Origin of the sequence: Mucilaginibacter pocheonensis (assembly GCF_031456535.1) — a bacterium.
Classification (GTDB): domain Bacteria; phylum Bacteroidota; class Bacteroidia; order Sphingobacteriales; family Sphingobacteriaceae; genus Mucilaginibacter; species Mucilaginibacter pocheonensis.
On the sequence record NZ_JAVDUU010000004.1, the window covers coordinates 679,046 to 702,800 of the forward strand.

General features: G+C 42.7%; 22 protein-coding genes. 8 read left to right on the top strand and 14 right to left on the bottom strand.

What is annotated here, in order from left to right; all coding sequences use genetic code 11:
* Window positions 1-23: 23 nt before the first annotated feature.
* From J2W55_RS21035 to J2W55_RS21045, 3 genes are all read right to left on the bottom strand, one after another.
* Window positions 24-728, bottom strand: a complete 705-nt coding sequence (locus J2W55_RS21035) for an NUDIX hydrolase (protein ID WP_310100525.1) — start codon at window positions 726-728, stop codon at window positions 24-26.
* A gap of 126 nt (window positions 729-854) precedes the next feature.
* Window positions 855-2,615 carry an ABC transporter ATP-binding protein gene (locus J2W55_RS21040; RefSeq protein WP_310100527.1) on the bottom strand — a complete coding sequence of 587 codons (1,761 nt, stop codon included), beginning with the start codon at window positions 2,613-2,615 and terminating at the stop codon, window positions 855-857.
* 12 nt (window positions 2,616-2,627) lie between these two features.
* Window positions 2,628-4,379, bottom strand: coding sequence for an ABC transporter ATP-binding protein (locus tag J2W55_RS21045; protein WP_310100530.1), 1,752 nt, complete (start codon window positions 4,377-4,379; stop codon window positions 2,628-2,630).
* Between the two features lie 237 nt (window positions 4,380-4,616).
* On the opposite strand from J2W55_RS21045, the gene J2W55_RS21050 reads away from it, so the two are divergent.
* The 5 genes from J2W55_RS21050 (at window position 4,617) to J2W55_RS21070 (ending at window position 9,993) form a co-directional block, all read left to right on the top strand.
* Window positions 4,617-5,249 (top strand): MarR family winged helix-turn-helix transcriptional regulator, encoded by a 633-nt coding sequence (locus J2W55_RS21050; protein ID WP_310100532.1) that lies wholly within the window; start codon window positions 4,617-4,619, stop codon window positions 5,247-5,249.
* A gap of 66 nt (window positions 5,250-5,315) precedes the next feature.
* Window positions 5,316-5,915 carry a GNAT family N-acetyltransferase gene (locus J2W55_RS21055; RefSeq protein WP_310100535.1) on the top strand — a complete coding sequence of 200 codons (600 nt, stop codon included), beginning with the start codon at window positions 5,316-5,318 and terminating at the stop codon, window positions 5,913-5,915.
* A gap of 134 nt (window positions 5,916-6,049) precedes the next feature.
* Entirely contained in the window at window positions 6,050-6,739 is a 690-nt protein-coding gene (locus J2W55_RS21060; protein WP_310100537.1) for an ABC transporter ATP-binding protein, read from the top strand.
* Between the two features lie 6 nt (window positions 6,740-6,745).
* A complete protein-coding gene (locus J2W55_RS21065) occupies window positions 6,746-9,304 on the top strand; it encodes an ABC transporter permease (RefSeq protein ID WP_310100540.1) in 2,559 nt (852 codons plus the stop codon).
* A 5-nt stretch (window positions 9,305-9,309) separates the two neighbouring features.
* The gene (locus tag J2W55_RS21070) at window positions 9,310-9,993 is read left to right on the top strand and encodes an arylesterase (RefSeq protein ID WP_310100543.1); all 684 of its coding nucleotides are present in this window, start codon (window positions 9,310-9,312) and stop codon (window positions 9,991-9,993) included.
* A 12-nt stretch (window positions 9,994-10,005) separates the two neighbouring features.
* Here J2W55_RS21070 and J2W55_RS21075 read toward each other — a convergent pair whose 3' ends face one another.
* From J2W55_RS21075 to J2W55_RS21095, 5 genes are all read right to left on the bottom strand, one after another.
* Entirely contained in the window at window positions 10,006-11,010 is a 1,005-nt protein-coding gene (locus J2W55_RS21075) for a hypothetical protein (protein WP_310100547.1), read from the bottom strand.
* 238 nt (window positions 11,011-11,248) lie between these two features.
* Window positions 11,249-11,773 carry a DinB family protein gene (locus J2W55_RS21080; protein WP_310100550.1) on the bottom strand — a complete coding sequence of 175 codons (525 nt, stop codon included), beginning with the start codon at window positions 11,771-11,773 and terminating at the stop codon, window positions 11,249-11,251.
* A 23-nt stretch (window positions 11,774-11,796) separates the two neighbouring features.
* On the bottom strand, window positions 11,797-12,240 hold the full coding sequence (locus J2W55_RS21085; protein WP_310100553.1) for an SRPBCC family protein: 444 nt from the start codon (window positions 12,238-12,240) through the stop codon (window positions 11,797-11,799).
* Between the two features lie 149 nt (window positions 12,241-12,389).
* Window positions 12,390-13,403, bottom strand: a complete 1,014-nt coding sequence (locus tag J2W55_RS21090; protein ID WP_310100555.1) for a LacI family DNA-binding transcriptional regulator — start codon at window positions 13,401-13,403, stop codon at window positions 12,390-12,392.
* Between the two features lie 232 nt (window positions 13,404-13,635).
* Window positions 13,636-14,361, bottom strand: a complete 726-nt coding sequence (locus J2W55_RS21095; protein ID WP_310100558.1) for a hypothetical protein — start codon at window positions 14,359-14,361, stop codon at window positions 13,636-13,638.
* Between the two features lie 188 nt (window positions 14,362-14,549).
* On the opposite strand from J2W55_RS21095, the gene J2W55_RS21100 reads away from it, so the two are divergent.
* Both J2W55_RS21100 and J2W55_RS21105 read left to right on the top strand, forming a co-directional pair.
* Window positions 14,550-15,860, top strand: a complete 1,311-nt coding sequence (locus J2W55_RS21100) for a PQQ-dependent sugar dehydrogenase (protein WP_310100561.1) — start codon at window positions 14,550-14,552, stop codon at window positions 15,858-15,860.
* Window positions 15,861-15,862: 2 nt separating this feature from the next.
* Window positions 15,863-16,318: a c-type cytochrome gene (locus tag J2W55_RS21105; RefSeq protein ID WP_310100564.1), complete on the top strand. Its 456-nt coding sequence runs from the start codon at window positions 15,863-15,865 to the stop codon at window positions 16,316-16,318.
* 348 nt (window positions 16,319-16,666) lie between these two features.
* Here the strand turns inward: J2W55_RS21105 and J2W55_RS21110 are convergent, their stop codons facing one another.
* The 6 genes from J2W55_RS21110 to J2W55_RS21135 form a co-directional block, all read right to left on the bottom strand.
* Window positions 16,667-17,188 (bottom strand): tetratricopeptide repeat protein, encoded by a 522-nt coding sequence (locus J2W55_RS21110; RefSeq protein ID WP_310100567.1) that lies wholly within the window; start codon window positions 17,186-17,188, stop codon window positions 16,667-16,669.
* A 316-nt stretch (window positions 17,189-17,504) separates the two neighbouring features.
* The gene (locus J2W55_RS21115) at window positions 17,505-17,753 is read right to left on the bottom strand and encodes a hypothetical protein (protein WP_310100569.1); all 249 of its coding nucleotides are present in this window, start codon (window positions 17,751-17,753) and stop codon (window positions 17,505-17,507) included.
* 107 nt (window positions 17,754-17,860) lie between these two features.
* Window positions 17,861-18,385: a C40 family peptidase gene (locus J2W55_RS21120; RefSeq protein ID WP_310100571.1), complete on the bottom strand. Its 525-nt coding sequence runs from the start codon at window positions 18,383-18,385 to the stop codon at window positions 17,861-17,863.
* 134 nt (window positions 18,386-18,519) lie between these two features.
* The gene (locus tag J2W55_RS21125) at window positions 18,520-19,269 is read right to left on the bottom strand and encodes an ABC transporter ATP-binding protein (protein ID WP_310100575.1); all 750 of its coding nucleotides are present in this window, start codon (window positions 19,267-19,269) and stop codon (window positions 18,520-18,522) included.
* Window positions 19,266-20,135 (bottom strand): ABC transporter permease, encoded by an 870-nt coding sequence (locus J2W55_RS21130; protein WP_310100577.1) that lies wholly within the window; start codon window positions 20,133-20,135, stop codon window positions 19,266-19,268. Before J2W55_RS21130 ends, J2W55_RS21125 begins: the two co-directional genes overlap by 4 nt.
* Window positions 20,136-21,110: an ABC transporter substrate-binding protein gene (locus J2W55_RS21135; protein WP_310100579.1), complete on the bottom strand. Its 975-nt coding sequence runs from the start codon at window positions 21,108-21,110 to the stop codon at window positions 20,136-20,138.
* Between the two features lie 270 nt (window positions 21,111-21,380).
* Here J2W55_RS21135 and J2W55_RS21140 point away from each other — a divergent pair, with 270 nt between their 5' ends.
* A complete protein-coding gene (locus tag J2W55_RS21140) occupies window positions 21,381-23,675 on the top strand; it encodes an ATP-dependent helicase (RefSeq protein ID WP_310100581.1) in 2,295 nt (764 codons plus the stop codon).
* The last annotated feature ends 80 nt before the right edge of the window (window positions 23,676-23,755 follow it).

The window sequence follows — 23,755 nt, forward strand, 5'->3', positions numbered from 1 at the left end:
CGGGTGTAAACCCGTGGCCTCTTTTAAAAAAACTTTTGCGGATTAGGCACAAGGTTCAGGAACGACTCAAAGTTCTCTTCATAATGTGATTGATCCAGCTGGTAATAAAAAGCGCCCTTTTTTGATGATAACTTATCCTTTTCGGGTAGTTTTATGAGCAAACCTGTTGATAACAGTTTACGGCTAAAATTACGATCGTCAAATTTGGTTTGATATACACCTTCATAAAGCGCCTGCAATTGCGGGATAGTGAACTTTTCTGGCAGCAACTGAAACAATATAGGGTGCAATGCCGCCTTGTAACGTAACTGTCGCAGGGCAAGCCTTACCATTTCGGCATGGTCAAATATCAACTCGGGCATTTCATCAAGCAAAAACCATTCGGGATGATACTCCTCACTGAGCTGTTTTTCATATTTATGAATGTCAATAAGTGCAAAGTAAGCAATGGACAGGGTCCTTTCTACCGGGTCACGGTCCGGGCGGCCAAATACCTTAAATTGCTCCATATAAACATTTTTAAGGCCGGTACGTAATTCCAATATGCGGTTAGCGGCGTCATCCGGCGACTCAGAGGGTTGGATAAACCCGCCCATAAGGCTCCATTTATTTTTTTCGGGCTCAATACCGCGCTGTACTACTAACAGTTTTATGTTCCAGCCGTCAAATCCAAAAATGATACAATCTGTGGCTACTAAAATGCGTTTTTCGCCGCTATACTTCTGCATAACCTGGTTAAGTTTATTTACAAGTGTAAAAATAATTATGCAATTATTTAGTGTTGATCAGACAACTATTTTATAAAATTTGACTTTTAAAACCGATGCGAAACGAAACGTTTTGTCTTACAAGCTTTAACTAACCCGCTTACCTTGCAGTAACATATCCATAGCATCATTTAACGAACCGGCACGGGTAACCTCGCCCGAGTTTACAAAAAATATCTCGTCGGCATTTTCAATCGTGTTCAGGCGATGGGCTATAATAACCCGCGTGGTTGTTTCAGGTAGCTTATCTAAAATATCGCTCAGCAACTTTTCGGTTATGGTATCAATATTGGCTGTAGCCTCGTCAAGTATAAGTACCTGCGGGTTGCGCAGTACTGCCCGCATAAATGCTATCAGTTGTTTTTGCCCCAGGCTAATACCGTCGCCCCCGGATGCCACAGGGGTTTCAAGCCCGCTTTCAAAAATGGCAAGCAGGCTTCCCAGGTTAGCATCTTTAATTACCTTTTCCAGTTGTTCGTTAGTGTAATCCTTATACAGGTCATTCCCGTACAAAATATTTTCCTTAACACTCCCGGTGAACAGGAATGGTTCCTGCAAAATAAAGCCGATCTTTTGGGCACGCTCTTCGGGACTATAGGTCCTGATATCCTTGCCATCTAACATAACCAAACCTTTTGACGGATCATATAACCGCGCTATTAGTGATGCAGTAGTTGTTTTGCCGCCGCCTGTTGGGCCAACCAGCGCATAGGTTTTACCCTGCTCAAGCCTAAAACTAATGTTATGCAGCACCTCCCTGTCTTCGGTATAGCCGAAATGTACGTTCCTGAACTCGAGTAACCCGGCGCCATGTTCGGTGATTCCGTTTTGTACTAAAGGCAGATCGGTTTCCAGCGACAGGATTTGTGATATCCTGTCCCAGCCCGCCATAGCTAGCTGAAAGTTGGTCCACAAAGCGGCTAACTGCCTTAACGGGTTATAAAAGTTGGTAGCGTATAATAAATAAGTCATTAGTATACCAATGGAAAACTGCCCTATACTGATCAGGTAAATACCAAAAGCAAGCACTATGAGTTGCGCAATACTTGCAAACAGGCCATAAACCGGTATAAAAACATTACTGACCAATCCCGCGCCTATAGCTGTTTTATAATTATCGCGATTGGCTTTTTCAAAGCGTTTCCTGAAATAATCGCGGCGGTTAAAAGCAATGATCACTTTAAAATTATGCAGGCTTTCCTGTATCTCTGAGCTCATTCCTCCCACACTCTTCAGGTTCAACGCGTTTTTTCTCCTTATCCAGGGTGATAGAACAAGCGTAAGCAATACAATGAGCACAGCCGGCGAAAGCGTTGCAGCCCCCAAATCAAATTTAATGATCAATAAAAAAATACCAGCGCCAACCATGATAGAAATGTTACCGATAAACTGCATGAGCGATTGCGAAAAGAATTGGTTTAGCTTATCCGTGTCATTATTCACCCTCGATATCAGGTCGCCGGCCTTATTCTGGTTAAAAAAACCTACCGGCAACTGCTGCAGCTTGTTAAATATTGAATTACGCAGGGTAAACAGCATACGCTGCCCTACGCCCCCCATTAAAGTGGTTTGACTATAACTGGTAAATAAAGCCACCAGGTACATACACAACAATAATATGGCGTTATGAATTACGCCACTGTAATCCTTATGCTGCACATAGGTATCAATAGTATGCCCAATAATGAGCGGGCCTAATAAATTAAGCGTTGAATTAACGAGTATGGCAATTAGCGCTATAACAAGCGTGCGTTTTTCATGCGCTATTAATTGCAATAGCTTTTTAAGCCCGGCAAGGGTTGATGTTTTTTGCTGTTCTTTATTAAGCTTATTAAGATCGTAGTTCATTGATTGGCTTTTTTAATGAGCAATGCCCTGTTCATAATTGCTGGTACTTTGCTGCGAGTTAAATATCTGTACATAATCGGTACTGGTATGCATCAGGTCGTCATGTACGCCCCTGGCCACAATTTCGCCCTGCATCAGCAATATGATCTGGTCATAATGTTCAACGGAGGCTATTTTTTGTGTAACGGAGATCAGTGTTAAACCCGGATAGTTCTTTTGAATATTGGTCAGGATCTTTTTCTCGGTGTTACCGTCAACCCTCGCTGTAAAATCATCCAATAATAAAACCCTGGGATTAACCGCGAGTGCCCGGGCCAGCATGATACGTTGCTTTTGCCCACCCGATAAACTTGATCCGCGTTCGGATACGATGGTGTTTAAATGATCAGGCAAACTGTCGATAAAGTCCCTTAACTCGGCTGTTTCAATAGCTTTCTCCAATGATTCATCGGTAACCGTATCGCTAAACGCGATGTTTTCACGGATGCTCATATTGAAAATAATACTATCCTGAAAAACAAACCCTACCTGGCTATGGAACGATTCGCTGTTATAACTGTCAATACTTTGGCCGTCATAATATACCGTACCGGAGGTTGGGTTAATCAGGTTGGTGAGCAAGTAAAGTAACTGAGTTTTACCCGCGGCAGTTGGACCAATTATCGCAATTTTTGAACCCGCCGGTACTGTTAATGAAATATTTTTAAGCGCTGGTTTCTGCCCGTAGGTAACCGATACATCGTTCAATTCAATATCGCCGCGCAGGGTCTGTTTTAAAACTCCCGTGTGTGCAATATCAGGAGCGTCAAGAACGGTACCAATACGCTGAAATGATGCCGAAGCCTGCGCTATCAGGTTGCTCATAAAGCCCAATATAAATATCGGGAATATGAGTAATGATAAATAGCTGTTAAATGCCGCAAAACTACCCAGGCTCATGCTGCCGTTAATTACAAAATGCCCGCCCATCATTAAAATAGTTAACGCGGCCAGGTTGGCTGTAAACGTTACTATAGGTATCAATCCGGCAAAAAAGCCTAATATCCGCAACCCATATTCTTTAGCCTCGGTATTGGCCCGCAAAAACTTATCATACTCCAGTTGCTGCGAATTGATAACACGGATAAGCGCGGCGCCCAAAATACTTTCATTAATTACCTTGTTGAGCTGATCAATAACCCCGCGGCTTTTTATAAATAATGCACGTACCTTTTTTAAAACATAAAAAAACGTACCCCCAATAATGGGAATAATAGCAATTACTGCCAGGGCCAGTTTCCAGTTAATAGTAAACAGCAATATACTTGCACCTATAATGATAAACAGCGACGATACAATAGATACCAACGCCTGCGACACAAATAACTTGATAGAGTCAACATCGGCAGTAAGGTTAGTTAACAGCTTTGACGGGTTTGCCTGCTCAATAAAGGCATAGCTTTGCCTCGAAATTTTATCAGAGAGCCTTTGCCGCAGATCGCGCGCCACGCGCTCAGAAGCGTAGGTTTGGATAATGGTTTGCAGATAGCTGAAAATAAAAATAAACAACACCGCCAGCGAAAACTTCATAATGATATCGCTAAACACAAAGTGTTGTTTGGCGTAATCATCAATTCCGCCGGCTATGATCTTGGGCAACCACAAATTCATCCCGTTACTCAGCAGGGCAAATAATAAAAGCAGGGTAACCAAACCCATGTAGGGTTTTAACAGGCTAAAAACCCCGGGTGGTTTTTTATTTGTTTTGGTAGTATCTGTTTGCATGTTGTGTGGTGTTCTATGGCAGATGTGTTAAAAAGTTGTAGGTTATTGCCACAGTAAAAATACATCATTATAAATGATGACGATTAGCAATGTAAAACATTTTGAATTAAAGCAAAATATTGATGTTTAAACTTTAATTACAACCAAATGGAAACATCATGACAAATATATTCCTATTTTGTAATAAATAAAACTTTTTAGAAATATTTTTATAATTTTACTACACAATAGGAACAAATGAAGCCCATAGTACAATTGATAGAAGAATGGTCGGCCTTTGAAGAGCTTGATACAAACCATAACGTTGAGGCATTTTGCAGATATTATCTTCAAAAGCAAAGGCCAAAGCCTAAGCATCCCGGTAAAAAGGGTGAGCGTATAATGAACGGGGCACACTTGCTCAAAGTAATGGGCCGTATATTAAGCGCTTACTCATTGTATTTCAGATCTGCGGTTAACCATATTGGCGCCCCTCCTGCCGAAAGCTTTTATTATTTAAACAGCCTGCTGCAATTAGGCGAAGTAAGAAAAAGCGACCTGATCAATTACATGTTTGCCGAAACTACAACCGGCATGGAGGTCATTAACAGGCTTATACGAGAAAAAAAGATAACGGAGCGCACATCGCCGGATGACAAACGCGCCAAGCTTATTACTATAACAGATAAAGGGCTTAAGGCATTAGATGAGTACTACAAAATATCGGGCAAGGTTGTTGAAATGACTTTTAAGGACATTAATGACGATGTTATTGTAGATTGTTACGAAATGCTCAAATACTGTGAGCAACGCAACTCGACCGTGGCCATTGAATTAAAGAACAAGCCTTTTGAGCAAATGTATGACCAGATAATGGCTGATAAACCTTAAGATTTTAAACAAAGAACTGGTTGTGCAAATGAAATATTGATACTTTAGCTTATAAAAATTATACCAATGGCCTCCACATTCAATCCCGAAAACGATTATACTATAGAAGATGACCAGGTGTTGTTAAGACCCCTGCAAGCCAGCGACTTTGATAATTTACTGCCCTTCGCCATTAATGAACCCGATACGTGGGGCTTTTCATTAACCAGCGCGCGCGGATCCGATGGCATGCGCACCTACATTGACGCGACCGTAAAAGCAAGGGAGACCGGAAAGGAATACCCATTTATTGTTTACGATAAAAAAACGGGCCAGTACGCGGGCTCTACCCGGTTTTACGATATACAGCCACAATATGAAAGCCTGCAATTGGGCTATACCTGGTACGGCGAAAAATTCAGGGGCACAGGCCTTAACAAACACTGTAAGTTTTTATTACTTCAGCTTGCTTTTGAAACGCTTGATATGAAACGGGTAGAGTTTAGGGCTGATGCGCGAAACCAACGCAGCATAGCCGCTATGAAAAGCATTGGTTGTACAGTTGAAGGTATTTTAAGGAGCCACACGCCAAATGGCAACGGCGGCCGCCGCGACTCTATTGTCCTAAGCATATTACAGCACGAGTGGCAACAGGAACTCAAGGAACGGCTTAAGGCTAAACTCTGATTGTACTTTTAAAGTCATTAAATTAAAATTCAACTATAGTTTAGCTGTAAACGGCATAATTGCGGCGTATTATGCAAACCGGCTTAGTAACAAAGCGGTTATTAAGGCATCTATATTCATAAAACTTATACCGTTTGGAAACTATATTGAACATCACAGACCTGAGCAAAACCTATCATAGCGCCGGGCGTACGCTCACGGTACTAAATAATATTGATTTTGATATTGCGGCCGGTTCAACCAACGCTATTGTGGGGCCGTCAGGAAGCGGCAAAACAACCCTGCTGGGCCTGTGCGCCGGGCTTGACCGTTCCAGCTCAGGCACTGTTGAATTAAACGGCATCAACCTGAGCAATTTAACCGAAGACCAGCGTGCACAGGTACGTAACCAGTATGTAGGCTTTATATTTCAAAATTTCCAGCTGCTGCCTACCCTTACCGCCCTGGAGAACGTAATGGTCCCCTTAGAGCTGCGTAACGAAAAAAACATCCGGTTAAGAGCGCTTGATCTGTTGGATAAAGTTGGCCTGGCCGATCGCGGCCACCACTACCCTTCCCAGTTATCAGGCGGCGAACAGCAACGTGTTTCGCTGGCCCGGGCTTTTTCAAACGCTCCCAAAATACTATTTGCCGACGAGCCCACAGGCAATCTTGATGCCGAAACCAGCGAGAAAGTGGTAAAGCTCATCTTCGACCTTAATAAAGAGGCCGGCACCACCCTGGTACTGGTAACACATGACCTGGAGCTTGCTGCAAAAACACAGCGCATTATCAGGATCAGGGGCGGCAAACTGGTTGCCGATGAAAAAACTATTAACGGGTAGGCTGCCATGGAAATAAATTCCGTTAATTATAAACGAAAAATGAATATCCGCTGGCTGTTTAATATGGCCTGGCGCGATAGCCGTAAAAACCGGTCGAGGCTTTTTCTGTTCGTATCGGCCATTGTGTTTGGCATAGCAGCGCTGGTTGCCATTTACGCGTTCAAGTATAATGTGCAGAACGACATAAACGGGCAGGCAGCCACCCTTATCGGCGCCGACCTTGCCATATCAGGTAACCGGCCGGTTGACGCTTCCCTAACAAAGCTGCTTGATTCATTAGGCGATGACAGATCGAACGAACGGAGTTTCGCTTCTATGGCTTATTTCCCTAAAAGCAAGGGCACCAGGCTGGTGCAGGTACGCGCGCTGCAGGGTAACTTCCCTTATTACGGATCAATTGAAACCACACCTGTGCAGGCCGGAACGTCATTTAAAAAGGGTCAAATGGCCCTGGTTGATAAAACCCTGATGCTGCAATTTAACGCGCATACCGGCGATTCTATTAAAATTGGCAACAGCTTGTTTTTGATAACCGGTGTTTTAAATAAAGCGCCGGGCCAAAGCGGTGTTGTGGCGGGTATTGCTCCCGTAGTTTATATCCCCATGCATTACCTGCAGCAAACCGGATTGTTAAAAATTGGCAGCCGTGTTACTTACAGCTTCTACTATAAGTTTAGCAAGCCTGTAAATATGGACAAGCTTACCAAAAAGCTCGACCCTATACTGGATAAAGCAGGTATGCGGTTTGAAACCGTTGAAGGCCGTAAAGAAAGCACCGGCCGCAACTTTGGCGATCTGAGCCGTTTTTTATCGCTGGTTGGCTTTGTGGCGTTGCTGCTTGGCTGCGTTGGCGTGGCCAGCGCCATACATATTTACGTTCGCGAAAAAATTGCTTCCATTGCTATAATGCGGTGTTTAGGCGTAAAGGCTTCTGAGGCATTTTTAATATACCTCATACAAATATTAGGCATCGGTCTTATTGGCTCTGTAACCGGCGCCGCATTAGGTACTGCAATACAGCATTTACTGCCTTTGATCTTTAAGGATTTTTTACCTTTTACCATATCGGTTCAAATATCATGGATGGCTATTGGGCAGGGCATTTTACTGGGGATGATCATATCCATACTTTTTGCACTGTTGCCTTTAATATCGGTGCGTAACATATCTCCTTTAAATACGCTGCGCCTTTCTTTTGACGATGTTGCTCCCCGGCGCGATCCAATACGCTGGCTGGTTTACGCACTGATTGTAATGTTCATCATCGGTTTTACTTTTTTACAGTTAGATAGCTGGCTGGGCAGTATGTTATTTACGCTTGGTATACTGATAGCTTTTATAATACTGGCGGCAGTTGCCTCCTTGCTAATGAAGCTGGTAAAGCTGCTGATCAACGGCTCCTGGAGCTATTTGTGGCGGCAAGGTTTTGCAAATTTGTACAGGCCAAATAACCAAACACTTATGCTTATGGTATCCATAGGGTTAAGTACCATGTTTATCTGCATCCTGTTTTTTATCCAGAACTTATTGATAAATCAGGTTAACCTTTCAAGCAGTGGCAACCAGTCAAACATGATATTGTTTGATATCCAGACCAGTCAAAAAGATGCTGTTGCCGGTTTAACCCGCAAGCAAGGTTTGCCCGTGATACAGCAGGTACCCATTGTAACTTTACGAATTGAACAGATAAACGGTAAAACAGCTGCCGATCTGCAAAAGGATAGCACCATTAAAATTCAGCACAGTGTGTTCGCTTATGAGTACCGTGTTACATTCCGCGATTCGCTTTCCGAATCTGAAAAACTAACCGATGGTACCTGGATAGGCAAAGCCCAACCCGGCAAAGATGTGCCTGTATCTGTGGAAGAAAACCTGGCAAAACGCGCAAACCTGAAACCGGGCGATAAATTGGTGTTTAATGTGCAGGGTGTGCAATTGCCCGCCTATGTAAGCAGTGTGCGCAAAGTGAACTGGGGTAAGGTGCAAACTAATTTTCAGATAGTTTTCCCTACAGGCGTGCTGGAGGATGCACCACAATTTCAGGTGTTGCTTACCCACGTACCGTCAAACAAGATATCGGCTGCTTTTCAGCAGGTTATTGTACGCAATTTCCCTAACGTATCCATCATTGACCTGGGCCTTGTTTTAAGTGTGTTGGATGAATTATTAAGTAAAATAAGTTATGTAATCCGTTTTATGAGCGCGTTTAGCATCATAACAGGCATTGTGGTGCTTGTAGCCTCGGTACGTATAAGTAAATACCAGCGCATACAGGAGAGTGTTCTGTTACGGACACTGGGTGCAAGCCGCAGGCAAATTTTTGCTATTACCGCATTGGAATACTTGTTTTTAGGAAGCTTATCGGCCCTTACAGGTATATTGATAGCCGTTGGCGCCAGCTGGTTGCTGGCAAAATACAGCTTTGAAATACCCTATGCCGTAAATTACTGGCCGGGAGTTATATTATTTTTCATTATATCCATACTAACCGTTATCATTGGCTTGTTAAATAGCAGGGGCGTTTTAAATAAGCCTCCGCTCGAAATATTAAGGACCAACGCTTAATGGCTATGCATAAATTCAAGTTAACTATTATTTTGCTGGCAGTAATGGCCCTTGCGGCCTGTGGCGAAAAAAAGAAACCGGCAGACGATAACGCTACCCCACAAAGTACAAAGGCTGTTAAGGCTGATACTTCGTCGCTAAAAACTATTGTGTTTTTTGGTAACAGCCTTACAGCGGGTTACGGATTGGATGACCCTTCAGAAGCATTTCCCGGGGTGATCAGGAACACCATCGATTCATTGAAATTACCTTATAAAGTAGTTAACGCGGGTTTAAGCGGTGAAACAACGGCCGGCGGAAATGCCCGTATTGCGTGGCTGCTAAAACAAAAGATAGACGTTTTTTTACTGGAATTGGGAGGTAACGATGGTTTGCGCGGCATCCCGGTAACTGAAACCAGCAAAAATTTGCAAAGTATTATTGATAAGGTAAAAGCCAAATATCCAAATGTAAAAATTGTACTGCTGGGTATGCAGGTACCGCCAAACATGGGCGCCGACTATTCAAATAAGTTTAAAGCTGTATACCCTGCCCTTGCGGCCAAAAATAATGTATCCCTTGTACCCTTCCTGTTGCAGGGTGTAGGCGGAGTACCGGGCTTAAACCAGGCCGATGGCATCCACCCTACAGCAAAAGGCGCTAAAGTGGCCGCCGCCAATGTGTGGAAGGTTTTAAAAGGTATATTGTAACCTGCAATTTGGCTAACCGGCAAGGTCCCACTGGTAAGTGTATTCCGGTTTGTCAATGCCGCTGGCTACGGTTAATATAACTTTACCCTTAGCCCTGTCGGCTTCGGTAAGCGTGTAGGTAAAGTGTATCAGCTTAGCGGTTACTACAATTATTTCGTCATTGACCTTGATATCGTTGATCTTAATGGTCCATTTCTTCTTGTCGAGGTTTTCGCCGGTTATCACGATATCATTTGACTGTATGATATTTAACGTTTCGGGATTGGTATCAACAAAACAAATTTTCTCGTCTTTCAAACTATCTGGCCGGGGTTCATTAGGTCTGAATATCACTTCAAAAACTTCTTTGAGTTTTTGCGTAGCTATATCTGTAAACAAACCAGCCAGGGCCGATATGGTCATGATGCCATAAATATTGAGGGTGTTGCCTGGATCATTTGAGTTTAAAAACCCGGCGCGAAATGCAAAATAAACTATGAGCGCTAACGCGGCCGCGGTGAATGGTTTAACACAATACCACAGCAACCAGCTGCGTTTAAATTGCCCGGCTCCCACAAAGGTGGTGAACGAAGTGGAAATATGTACCATATTACCCAAAAAGCCTGCTGCCGCCACCAATAAAAACATAATGGTATTAAACTGTATGGTATCCCGTATATTAACCTGCCTTATACACCCCTGGCGACTAACCGTAGCATTGGTTTTATCTGATTTTTGAATGGCTTTTTTTGAAGTATCTTTTTTTAAAGTATCGGCTGTTACCCGCTTGGTTGTGTCGGCTGGTTGCTTGTAAATGGCTTTTCCGGCGTTTGTTTGGTTTATGCAGGCACTATCCAACAGGGTCATGTTAAATAGCTTAAACTCATATCTTGCTATTTTACCGCTTGAAGGTAGCCTATCGGGCCAAAAAGCTATTATCAATGTAAGCGTTGATAGTATAAAAAAGCAAAGTATAAACCCCGCTATTATTTTTTCAGTATTCGAGATCTGATTCCGGTAACAAGGTCCGTCTTCCATAAAGCACTTTTTATATCAGTAGGTTTACGTATCAACTTATGGAATAGTTAACCCACACGGTAGCTATTTAATATATATAAAATTATATAATATTTAGCGTGATAGTAACCGTATTTGCACGTTATTTAAATGCGGATTTTACCTTGTTTTTTCGGAAAAGAATTGGCTCCCTCGCCAACGGGAGTGACAATTCGGTATTAACAGATTATCTTCAATCAAATCACAGTATAGCTGCAGGCTAATAGTCTAAATTATCGTTCAAATCATATTTTACGGCATCATAACCCAACACCTTCCGCATTAGACCTAATTGACCGAAAAGATAGCTTTCACGATCTATGCACATACCTACCATGTTCAGTTTGTTCTCTTCTACGTAGGAAATATTCATTCCGAAAGGGTATGCCTGGGCAAGCTCTGCCTCATCAATGGATAATAACTTCTTGTATAACACCGGTGATATATTGTGCCATTCTTTCTTTAACTCATCCAGCGTCGGGTATTTGGCATTTATATCCAACGCTTTTGCCTCCTTAAACAGCGCTTCGTTCGGGTCTTTATCCGGAATACCTAAAATACCGGCCAGCCAATAACGGCAGTTAACCAGGTTTCCCACCATCCAGGTAAAATGGTTAGTTTTATTTTCAATGCGTGTTTGTGCATCCGCTTCCTCAACACCATGCAGCATGTTGTTGAACGTTTGGCTATGCATACGGTATGCGGGAATAATGATTTCGAGTGATTTTGATACGGGCTTTTCCATGGTTCTGCTTTTTAAAAGTTAATTTACTGTTCTGAGAGTTGCTTTACTGTTTCCAGGCCTTTGGTAAAGCCATTGTTCATCATCTCTTCCCATTCTTTTGCTGCTTGTACAGCAACTTTTAGGGTGGTAATGTCGTCGCTTTCAGAAAGGTGATATTCTTCTAATGAGCCGGCCCAGCTCTTTACTTCTTCACTGGTAGTATCTTCTTTGCCATCAATTACCATTCCTAAATGCTCAAACACTATTTGATGTGGTTCGTTCATGGTTTTTATGGTGCTTACCATGCCGCTACCTTTATTATCAATAAAAAGTGTTTTTCCGCCTACTTTCCAATCACTTTGCATAAAGGAGCTTCCTTTAGGATTAAAGTAGCTCGTCCATTGCGAATAAGTGTCTTCACCCCATAGTGTGTCCCAAACTTTTTGGGCAGGTGCTTTAATTTCTTTTGTGAACTGTAAAGTTTCCATAAGCTATTTTACGATTTTGTTGATTACCACAACAAAACTATAGTAAAACGCAAAAGGATGTGAGGCATAAAAAAGACAAATAAGGGGGTAGATTGCGACATCATTCAACCGGCCGATAAAATAATATCAGGCTTATAAATCGCCTCAAACTAATTGGTTGATTCCCTGATAGTTAATGTAGTTGGCAATGTAATATGCTGTTTTGGATCATTTTGGGCCGAGGAGTTTAGCCTGTTCAATAATATGGTTATTACTTGATCAGCAATATCATCAATGGGCTGTGAGATAGCTGTTACCGGCGGATTACATAGTTCAAAAACCACCGTATCATCAAAAGATATTAATGCCAGTTGGTCCGGCACTTTTATACCCAGTTTCCTGATCACTTTAAGGCCGCAGGTACCCAGATAATTATTACCAAACAGGATAGCGTCGGTTTCTTTATGCTCATTTAAAAAGGCTAAAATTGGTTCGGCAATCAGTTTTTCTTCCGGATAAAAATCAATTTCTTTAATGTTGGTTTTTAATTTGCTTTCAACTACCGCTTTTTTATAACCCTCTAACCTGTCGAGCATTTGTGTTTGCTGGTTAGTAAAAGTGATGAAGGCTATGTTTTTACGGCCTTTATCTATAAGGTAACGGGTGGCATTGTAGGTACTGAACAAATTATCAACCACCACATAATCGGTTTTAACATTAGGCAAGTACCTGTCAAACAATACAACCGGCAGGCCGTCTTTAATCAGCGCGCTGATGTCCTCTTCAATACCCTCGGGCGGAACAATGATATATCCGTCAACATGCCTGTCGCGAAACATGGCTATCATTTCCTGTGTTTTTTGCGTATCGTTATCGGTGCTGCTGTAAATTATCTTATACCCGTTCTTGTATGCACGATCTTCAATTTGTCTGGCAATGCTGGCAAAAAAGTTATTGGATATATCCTGCACCAGCAAACCAATAATATTTGATTTACCCGTTCGCAGGCTTTTGGCCAGTGAGTTTGGTTTGTAACCCACTTCTTTCACATATTTTAGAACGCGGTCAACCAATTCTTCACTTATTCGTTTTTCACGTGCCCGGCCATTTAAAATAAATGAAACGGTTGTTTTAGATATGTTCAGACTGTTAGCAATATCAATAATAGATAATTTCTTTTTCAAGATACTTAGTGTTATTTATCCAAATATATGATATAAATGGTAACAGAAAAGAGCCTCTTCAGTATAAATGGTTATGCATATTAATAAAAAGTAAATTTAAGGCCTTCATAAAAATAATTGAGAATATGGCTGTAGCTTTAAAATTTGACAAAAAAAGATCGCCCATAACAGGCGATCTTTTCATAATATATGTAGGGAAATGAATATTAATATCTGCTGTTAACCCTTTGCTTTAGTGTCTTATACCAAACCCGTTTTGAGCAAAACGTTCGCTGCCATGGTTGCCATGGTCCCGGTTATCTGAGCGTCTGTTGCTCCAGTTGCCACGGTCATTATTCCTTCTGTCGTCATTTCCTCTGTTCCAGTTACCGCGATCGTTGTTTCCTCTGTTCCAGTTACCATGATCGTTGTCTCTTCTGTTCCAGTTGCCACGGTCGTTATCTCTTCTGTTCCAATTACCACGGTCATAGTTTTCCCTGTTCCATCCACGGTAATCACGGCTGTGGTAAGCGTATCCGCTTCTGCTTTCAAAACGACGGCCCCAGTTGCTGCGGTCACCGGCATAACCACCCCATCTTGACCTATAAACATCATGATGCAAATAAGGGCGGGAAGCACGCACTTCATACCTTACGGCAGTGCGCCAGTCATAGTTGCGATATGCACCGGGAAGGTAAGCTGCGGTTATCCAGGCATTACCGTCGTTATAGTAGTAACAATGCCTTGGCACGCTGTAATATGCCTCAACCTCGGGCAGGTAATAATAATCGTCGTCGTACGAAACGTCATCATCGTATACCGGAGCTTCTTCAACCACTACAGGGCGCGGAGCCGGAACGTAAACAGGACGTGCGGGTATGTTTATACCAAGATGTATGGATACTTGTGCTTTTACGGAATTGGTATAAAACAATCCGCTTATTGCTATGGTTGATAATATGGCTAACTTCTTCATCATTTCTAAAATTTATATAACTATGACGGCCTGGTAACACAATGGTTTAATTACTATCGCCATCCTTGTTTAAACAGCTATAAAACAGGGAGTAATTATTAGCATAAGGCAATTGTCATAGCATTACTACAAAACAGATTTTCTTATTCACTGTATATTTATTTAATTTGATAACCCATTAATCGATTGTCATGAAAAACAGAAAATTACTTTCTCTATTACTGCCTATGGCAGCAATAACAGGGTTCATATTATTTAGTGCCTGTAAAAGCAACGAACCTTCAAATAATAATAACGACACCACCGCTACTACCACACCAACCACCGATGGCGGAGCCGGTTTAAAGTTGCCTGCAGGTTTTAATGCTGCTGTTATTGCTGATAAACTGGGTGGCACGCGCGAAATAGCCGTAACGCCGCAGGGTGATATTTACGTTAAGTTAAGCAGGCCCAAAAATGGTAAAGGCATTTTATTTTTGCACCAGGAAGGTGACAAAGCCACTGTAAAAACCGGCTTTGGCACTTTTGGCGGAACGGGCGTATATGTCAAAAACGGCTACTTGTATGCATCGTCTGATGAGGAGGTTTTTCGTTTTAAACTGAATGCTCAAAATGAGGTGATCAACCCTGCCCAGCCCGAAAAAATTGTTACCGGTTTGCTAAGCCGTCGTGAGCACGAAGCAAAGGCCATTACGCTTGATAATGATGGAAACCTGTATGTAAATATTGGGGCTTACTCAAACGCGTGCCAGGTTGAGGATCGTAAAAAGGGTTCTCCGGGTCAAAAAGGCTGTCCTATTTTAGATTCGGCGGGCGGCATTTGGCAATTTAAAGCCGATAAGCTCAATCAGCACTATGGCGATGGCGTACGTTATGCTACAGGCTTGCGCAATGTTGTTGGCTTTGACTGGAACCAGCAAAACAATCAACTGTTTGTAATGCAGCATGGCCGCGACCAGTTGCATGATCTGTTCCCTCAATATTTTGACACTAAACAATCGGCTATTTTACCTGCGGAGTGTATGTACGCCATTAAAAAAGGTGATAACGCCGGATGGCCCTACATGTACTACGATCAGGAACAACACAAAAAACTGTTGATGCCAGAGTATGGCGGTGACGGCAAAAAAGAAGGCGGCCAGGATGCTATTGACCCTGTGGTTGCTTTTCCGGGCCATCTGGCGCCCAACGGCTTATTGTTTTATACAGGCAGCCAGTTTCCTGAAAAGTATAAGAACGGTGCTTTTATAGCTTTTCATGGCTCATGGAACCGCGCCCCCGAACCTCAGGCCGGTTACTTTGTAGTTTTTCAACCGTTTAAAGATGGCAAACCTGCCGGCCAGTGGGAAGTATTTGCCGATGGTTTTGCAGGTACGGCTGCCCAAACAGCATCGGGCAGGGCCGAACATCGTCCCTGCGGACTGGCACAAGGCCCCGATGGGTCACTTTATGTGACTGATGACAACCAGGGAACTATTTACAAAATATCTTATAAAAAATAACAATGGACTTTAAAAAAGCCCCCCTGCTGGTAGCAGCAGTCATATTATTTACCAACAGTTTACAAGCACAAACCAAACATAGGGCCAAAACACCGGTGAGGCATACCGCTGTTCATTTAAAAGCATCAATAGCTGCCGGACAAAAGGTATTTGCCCAATATTGTGTATCGTGCCACCAGGTTGATGGGTTAGGCGTGCCGCATATGAACCCTCCGCTGGCTAAAACCACCTATGTTTTAGGCGATAAAACAAAGCTGATAAAAATTGTACTGAACGGATTTAACGAGGATGTAGAGATCAACGGCGAAACCTACTCCAACAGCATGGCCTCGCATGATTTTTTAAAGGACCAGGAAATTGCCGATGTGCTGACCTATGTCCGCAATAGCTTTGGCAACAAAGCCCCGGCCATTACCCCAGCGCAGGTAAAAACAGTGCGGGCGAATAATAAGAAATAAAGGATAAGGATAAGGATAAGGATAAGGATAAGGATAAGGATAAGGATAAGGATAAGGATAAGGATAAGGATAAGGATAAGGATAAGGATAAGGATAACAAGAAAGCGGGCATAAGCCCGCTTTCTTGTTTTATAATAAAACACGTCATTGCTCTACAGCAACGACGTGTTTGTTTTATAGTACTAATAAACCCATGACGTCTGATTATCGTCCTCCGCGCAATGACACCGTTTGTTTTATAGTATCAATAAGCACACATCCGTCTGGTTACCGTTCTATGTTGCAGAGTACAAAGGAAAAGCCCTCTCCTTTGGAGAGGGTTGGGTGAGGCTCCCTCCCACCACGCGCTTACTCCGTAATATGATAGGCATATGCCTGGATTTGCTGCATTTTTGAACGAACCCTTTTCAGGCTCTTTTCAATATCATCCTTTACTACATTTTCGGTCACTGCTAAAAATGCCTTTTGATAAGCTTCAAGGGCTTTTGTCCAAAGCCTGTTCTTTTCATGGTGCAAACCCAACAGATTGTATACATCGGCAGCCTCAACACCAGGGTTATTTAAAGCTTTTACCGATACTGATGCTACCAGCTTATCCATATTTAAAAAAACAAGCAGATCCAGGTAATCTGTATAGTTATCAGGAAATGCAGGCTCCAATTCCATACAGGTTTTAAAATGATAGCCCGCGGTTTGGTAATCCTTTATATTGTAATAATAAATCAGGCCTAATTGATAGTGAGCCCTGGCATACTCAGGTTCAATGCTGATGATCTCGTTAAGTAAGTTCAACCCTTTATGGGTTTCTCCGTAAGATACCTCATCAACGGCCTTCAAATATTTTTCTTCAATGGTGTAATAAGTGTCCATAAATTTCAAAAATGTATTGCAGATCGCTTAGCGCAATCTTAATGCTTAATAAATAATGATGTAATAATTCTGTCCGCGTAATAAAATTTTTGCTAAACCGGACTTGAGAAGAGTATCATTGATGCATAACCCTTCTGCCGGGCCACCATGGGCCACATTACGTTTTTTGTGCAGAATGAATTATTGAACAGCATCATTTATTTTTTTGCAAATTTACACTTATTGCAGGAAATTGCAAAATGCTGTGTACAAACCCAATCCAGATCAGTTTTAATGATTTGAATTGGTAATGTTAGAATACATTTTTGTTATGCGCTTAAGCGGCAATGGCGGCATTTGCCTTAGCTCCTTCAATCAAAAAGTTATTTTTTAATTCGTTTTCAGATATGATCACGCTGAAATCATCATACTTAACACCGTGCTCCAGGGGATACAGGATGTACCCGCGTTTTAAAGCATCATATGTGCCCAGTTCAAAAATTTCGTCTTGTTTTTTTCCTTTTATTTTCGCGCCGCTCACTAACTGGTAAGCGTCGAGTATGGCTTCAAAATTATTGTTTTTCATAGAACTGATACCATACAATTACTTTGCCATTTTTTAACCCCAACAATCAAAAAGATCACTTTGGTTAAAATCTGACTTTTGTTTGTTGTTCAGACAGTTGGTATAAGTTATATCAGCAAGCGTATAACCTGCACAAAGCGGCGTTTGTAGGTTTTATCCATGCTGGTTATGGTAACGCCATGTTCTTTACCAGATGTAGAATGAATGAATTTAAATTCGTCGCTCCCGGTACAATATACTATACCTACATGTCCAATTTTATGGGTATACTTTTTAGTACCGGTAAATAATATGATATCACCGGGCCGGGCATCTTCCAGTTTTATTTTTTTGCCAACATCTATAAAATCACGGGAAGAACGGGGTACGTTAAAATTAAATTTCTTAAAAACATAACTTACAAATCCCGAGCAATCAAAGCCAAATATTGGGCTTGATGACCTGGAACGGTAACGCGTACCTATTAAAGATTGGGCAAAATGCAGGATACTGTCGGCCGAAATGCTATCCGGATATAAGTAAGTTTTTGCGGATACTATTTTATGGGTTAATTCAACTTTACGAACATGCGCTGTACAAAACAGCGATGCAGCAAGAACTATAAAAATTACCAGGGTTAAGGATTTAATCATGTCGCCCTGGCAATTTATAAAAATTACTTAACAGGCAATTGAAATTTTATACTTTAATTTTAATGAAGCAAAATATCCACACGTCATTAACGATTTTCGAAGTTTTTAAAAACCCGTAAATCCCTCCTCATCTTTTAGCTAAACCAGTCGAACAAGTCGTTTTGTTTTAAATCTGCTTTTTGTTTTTTGTCCAGATCTTTCGTTACCAGGCCCTCCCCCATCTGAATAATGCGCGAGCCATAGTTGTAAGCATCTTTTAAATTATGGGTGATGAGTATAGCGGTCAGTTTGAAATCAGTTATCAGCTTATCGGCCGTACGCATTACCACATCTGCCGAGCGCGGGTCGAGCGCGGCGGTAGGTTCGTCAAGCAGCAATACTTTGCAGCTGTCCATCACGCTCATCAGCAAAGTTAAGGCCTGCCTCTGCCCGCCGGAGAGTGTACCCATGGGCTGCTCTATCTTATTTTCAAGCCCCATGCCAAGCGTAGCTATTTTTTCCTTTACCTGCTGCTTAAAGTGATCATTGATGCCAATGGACAGGCCTTTAGCCCGGGTGCGTATGGCTGCCAGTCTGAAATTATCCAATATACTCAGATCAGATGCCGTTCCGCTCATAGGGTTCTGAAAAACCCGCGCAATCCACTGACTGCGTTGATAATCGTGTAGTTTACTTACATCGTTACCATCAATAATGATACTGCCCTGATCAGGGAACACGCTGCCGGCTAACAGGTTAAGCAAGGTTGTTTTGCCCGAACCATTAGAACCGACGATCACCAGGAACTCGCTGTCGACAATGTCAATACTGATGCCGTTAACCGCGTTTACCTGGTTGGCCTTACCCCTGTTAAAAATTTTATGAACATCGTTAATAACTATCATGATGCTTTAAGAGATGATAAACGGGGTAAACTTACTATCAGCAATACAAAAACCGCGGTTACTATTTTAAGCATGTTAGGATCAACACCTATGGCTAAAGTAAGCGCTAAAACCAGCTGAAAGATCACGGCGCCGGTAAGTACCAGTACCAAACTGATCCAAACCCGGGTAATGCGAAACCAGTTGATCAGCGTTTCGGCAATAATAACAGAACCCAGCCCCACTATCACTATACCTATTCCCATACTAATATCTGCAAAACCCTGAAGCTGAACAATCAGGTAACCGCTTAAGGCGGTAAGCGCGTTGGCCAGGGCAAGGCCGGTAATTTTCATACGATCGGTATTTACCCCCAACGCCCTGATCATGGATTCGCTGTTGCCGGTTGCCCGCATGGCTATGCCGAAATCAGTTTTGAGCAGGTACCCTATTAAAAAGGTAATCACAACAACAAATACCAGTAATATCCAAAAAGTGTTCTGGTTGGCATCCGTAACTACTTGCACCAGCGAGAACAATGAAGGCACACCAATAAGCGGCACATTTGACCTGCCCAGTATGGTAAGATTTACGGAGTAAAGCGCTGTCATCACCAGGATACCCGCCAGCAGCGCGTTTATTTTGAGCTTGGTATGGATCAATCCGGTTAAAGCCCCAGCAATGCCGCCCGCTATGATTACCGCAGGTAAAATAAGGTATGGCGACTGATGGTGGGTAAGCATAATACCGGTAACCACGCCACCCAGGGTATAGCTGCCATCAGTGGTAATATCGGGGATATTGAATATCTTCATGGAGATATAAATACCCAATGCCAGTGCCGAAAAGCAAAGTCCCTGTAATAAAGCGGTAAGGTAAAAATCCATTTATTTAACAGCTTCGAAATCTGACGGCACTGTAATATTATACTTTTTGGCAGCAGCCGGGTTAAATACCCGTTTCCTGATCTTTACCATTTGGGGTGTTAAGCCACCCGTTTTATGGTTTTTAAGAAAATATGCTGCCTGCTCACCGGCCTGGTACCCCCATTGATAAATATCGGCGCCAAAAGCGGCTACGGCCCCGCGTTGTACCAAACCTGCTTCGCTGGTAAATATCGGAACGTTCTTTTGTTCACAGCTCTTTAGTATAGTTTCAAAAGAAGCAAATACCGTGTTATCCGGATTGGCAAAAAAAGCATCTATGTTCTTGCTGAGCAATGATTGAGTAACCAATTGTGCATCGGCCGAAGAGTTTACGGGCAAAGCCACAACGGTTACGTTTTGTTTATCAGCCAATGATTTGATGCGGCTAAGCGCATCGGCCGATTGCGGCTCCGATTGATTATAGATCATGCCTATCACCAGCTTTGCGCCTTTGGGTTTAAGCAGCTTAGGAATTATGGAAAATGAGGTATCAATATAATTCAGGTCCTCAAGAGCGCCAAAAAGATTGGCCGGGGCCTTACCATTAGCGTCAACAACCTTCATGCGCTCAGGCACGGGCGACACCATGGCAAAAACGGGAATGGTTTTGGTATTTTGCAGAGCTGTTACCGTGGCCAAAGTAGTACATGTCGCCAGCAGGTCTACCTTTTCAGATACAAAGTAATTGACGATCTGGGTGAGTGTAGGGATATTGCCCTGGGCATTGCGGTACTCTATCTGTACCGTTTTTTTATCTTCGCTAAAGCCCTCTTTTTTTAAAGCCGCGGTAAACCCGGCACGGGCCTGTGCTATAGTGGCATCTTCAAAGGCATCCACAAAGCCCACCACAGGTATGGCGGTAGCTTTTGGTTTAGGTTTGCATGATACCATAACAATAAGCAAAAACGCGGCTGGTAAATATTTCAGAAACTTCATTTTACTAAGTTATATAAATGAGGTGAAACGTAAAAGCAGAACGGCAAAAGCTGAGATTGGTTTTACAGAAAACAAACAGGCATTCCACCAGGTATTCATCAAAAAGCTAAAAAGCTATATACTTAAACCTGATTTTTTGATCTTCCCTTTCTGGCTTATCCACCTTCTTCACCCATTGTTAGTATTTTTCGACCCTTCGGTTCTCTTTCTTACTTTCAGCTTTCGGCCCAAAACCTTAATTTCGCTGTTTCAAGAAAAGAGGAAAAGATTTTGGATTATTTACAGGGTTTAAACCCCGAACAAAGGGCAGCGGTTGAACAAACCGAAGGACCGGTAATGATCATTGCCGGTGCCGGATCGGGCAAAACAAGGGTTATTACTTACCGGGTGGCGCACCTGATACGCAAAGGGGTAGATTCCTTTAATATACTGGTGCTAACCTTTACCAATAAGGCCGCCCGCGAAATGCGCGAGCGTATTACCCACGTAGTTGGCAATGAGGCCAAAAATATATGGATGGGCACCTTTCACTCGGTATTTGCCAAATTGCTGCGTGTGGAAGCCGAAAAAATTGGTTATCCCAGCAACTTTACCATTTATGATACCGACGACAGCAAGAGCGTAATAAGGGCCATTTTAAAAGAAATGAACCTTGACGATAAGCTATATAGCGTAAACTTTGTGCTCAACCGCATATCGGCCTCAAAAAACAACCTGATATCATGGCAGGAATACCAGAAAAACGAGCAGATACAAGCCGACGATTTTTCGAGCGGCCGGGGCCAGATGGGCCTTATATATCAAAATTACGCCACACGCTGCTACCGGGCCGGCGCTATGGATTTTGACGACCTGCTGTATAAAACTAACGAACTGTTGAAACTACATCCCGAGGTACTAAACAAATACCAGCATAAGTTTAAATACCTGATGGTTGATGAGTATCAGGATACCAACTTTTCGCAATACCTTATTGTAAAAAAACTTGCTGCCGTAAATGAAAATTTATGTGTGGTAGGCGACGATGCCCAAAGTATTTACGCTTTTCGCGGGGCAAACATCCAGAACATTTTAAACTTTGAAAAGGATTACCCCGATTTAAAAGTATTTAAACTGGAGCAAAACTATCGTTCAACACAAAACATTGTGCATGTTGCCAACAGCATCATCAGCAATAATAAAGAGCAGCTTAAAAAGAATGTTTTCTCTGAAAAAGAAGCTGGCGATAAAATAAAGGTAATGCGCGCCTTTAGCGACAACGAGGAAGGCAAAATGGTAGCCGAAACCATTATGCAGGACCGTAGTTTAAAAGGCCGCAAATGGCATGACTTTGCCATACTGTACCGTACCAACGCACAGTCGCGCTCTATGGAGGAAGCCCTGCGTAAACTGGGTATCCCTTATAAAATATATGGCGGCTTGTCCTTTTATCAACGTAAGGAGATCAAGGACCTGATAGCTTATTTCAGGCTCACCTTTAACCCTAATGATGAGGAAGCACTGAAACGCATTATCAATTACCCGCGCAGAGGGATTGGCGATACCACGGTTGACCGGATTATTGTTAGTGCCGACCAAAACCAGATAAGCCTGTGGGAAGTAATCCTTGAGCCGTCAAAATACCTGGACGGGCGCACATCGGCAGCAGTTGGCACGTTTGCCACCATGATACAGAGTTTCCAGGTGCTGTCAAAAACAAAAACAGCCTATGAATCGGCCGTTTATATAGCGCAGCACTCGGGCCTGCTGAAGGACCTGTATGAAGATAAATCTGTTGAAGGAATAAACCGGCATGAAAACATACAGGAGCTGCTGAACGGGATCAAGGAGTTTTCAGAAAGAGAGGATATTGAAGAAAAAGGCCTGGATATTTTTATGCAGGATATTGCCTTGCTTACCAATGATGACAATGATAAGAACCCCGATGCCGATACGGTATCGTTAATGACCATACACTCCTCCAAGGGGCTGGAGTTTCCGCAGGTGTACGTGGTTGGGCTGGAAGAAAACCTGTTCCCTTCTCAAATGTCGCTCAACTCGCGCAGCGACCTGGAAGAGGAACGCCGTTTATTTTATGTGGCGGTAACCCGTGCCGAAACCAAGCTCACCATTAGCTATGCTACTTCGAGGTTTAAGTTTGGTACGCTCATCAGCTGCGAACCCAGCCGTTTTCTTGACGAAATAGATGCCAAATACCTGGAACTTGATTACAGCGCCAAACCATCAACCAGCAATAACCCGTTTTTTGATGATGACCGTAAAGCCTGGAGCGGCGGCAAACAGGCCGACGCGTTTTCAAAGCCAAAGCCGGCCACGTCGGCACCCGTAAAAACTACATCTATACTGGCTAAGGCGCATATACCCTCGGCTAATTTTAAGCCATCTGATACATCAAACCTGCAAGTAGGCATGGAGGTTGAACATGAACGGTTTGGTTTTGGCAAGGTATTAAACCTTGAAGGCAATAAGCCGGATATTAAGGCCACCATATTTTTTAAAGAGATTGGCCAGAAGCAACTGCTGCTCAAATTCGCGAAACTTTACATAATAAACAATATAAACTAAGAGTTAAACCCCATTTTTGTGTAATTTTTTCCCCGCTTTTTTATAATTCCCCTTAAAAATACCCCAAAATGGGTATCGTT

Bases quoted from the DNA above. Each gene is read 5' to 3' on its own strand.
- J2W55_RS21120 (WP_310100571.1), bottom strand. From the start codon at position 18,385: ATGATTAAATCCTTAACCCTGGTAATTTTTATAGTTCTTGCTGCATCG.
- J2W55_RS21085 (WP_310100553.1), bottom strand. From the start codon at position 12,240: ATGGAAACTTTACAGTTCACAAAAGAAATTAAAGCACCTGCCCAAAAA.
- J2W55_RS21075 (WP_310100547.1), bottom strand. From the start codon at position 11,010: ATGGAAGACGGACCTTGTTACCGGAATCAGATCTCGAATACTGAAAAA.
- J2W55_RS21050 (WP_310100532.1), top strand. From the start codon at position 4,617: ATGAAGCCCATAGTACAATTGATAGAAGAATGGTCGGCCTTTGAAGAG.
- J2W55_RS21080 (WP_310100550.1), bottom strand. From the start codon at position 11,773: ATGGAAAAGCCCGTATCAAAATCACTCGAAATCATTATTCCCGCATAC.
- J2W55_RS21070 (WP_310100543.1), top strand. From the start codon at position 9,310: ATGCATAAATTCAAGTTAACTATTATTTTGCTGGCAGTAATGGCCCTT.
- J2W55_RS21055 (WP_310100535.1), top strand. From the start codon at position 5,316: ATGGCCTCCACATTCAATCCCGAAAACGATTATACTATAGAAGATGAC.
- J2W55_RS21115 (WP_310100569.1), bottom strand. From the start codon at position 17,753: ATGAAAAACAATAATTTTGAAGCCATACTCGACGCTTACCAGTTAGTG.
- J2W55_RS21100 (WP_310100561.1), top strand. From the start codon at position 14,550: ATGAAAAACAGAAAATTACTTTCTCTATTACTGCCTATGGCAGCAATA.
- J2W55_RS21035 (WP_310100525.1), bottom strand. From the start codon at position 728: ATGCAGAAGTATAGCGGCGAAAAACGCATTTTAGTAGCCACAGATTGT.
- J2W55_RS21065 (WP_310100540.1), top strand. From the start codon at position 6,746: ATGGAAATAAATTCCGTTAATTATAAACGAAAAATGAATATCCGCTGG.
- J2W55_RS21110 (WP_310100567.1), bottom strand. From the start codon at position 17,188: ATGGACACTTATTACACCATTGAAGAAAAATATTTGAAGGCCGTTGAT.
- J2W55_RS21095 (WP_310100558.1), bottom strand. From the start codon at position 14,361: ATGATGAAGAAGTTAGCCATATTATCAACCATAGCAATAAGCGGATTG.
- J2W55_RS21040 (WP_310100527.1), bottom strand. From the start codon at position 2,615: ATGAACTACGATCTTAATAAGCTTAATAAAGAACAGCAAAAAACATCA.
- J2W55_RS21130 (WP_310100577.1), bottom strand. From the start codon at position 20,135: ATGGATTTTTACCTTACCGCTTTATTACAGGGACTTTGCTTTTCGGCA.
- J2W55_RS21045 (WP_310100530.1), bottom strand. From the start codon at position 4,379: ATGCAAACAGATACTACCAAAACAAATAAAAAACCACCCGGGGTTTTT.
- J2W55_RS21125 (WP_310100575.1), bottom strand. From the start codon at position 19,269: ATGATAGTTATTAACGATGTTCATAAAATTTTTAACAGGGGTAAGGCC.
- J2W55_RS21135 (WP_310100579.1), bottom strand. From the start codon at position 21,110: ATGAAGTTTCTGAAATATTTACCAGCCGCGTTTTTGCTTATTGTTATG.
- J2W55_RS21105 (WP_310100564.1), top strand. From the start codon at position 15,863: ATGGACTTTAAAAAAGCCCCCCTGCTGGTAGCAGCAGTCATATTATTT.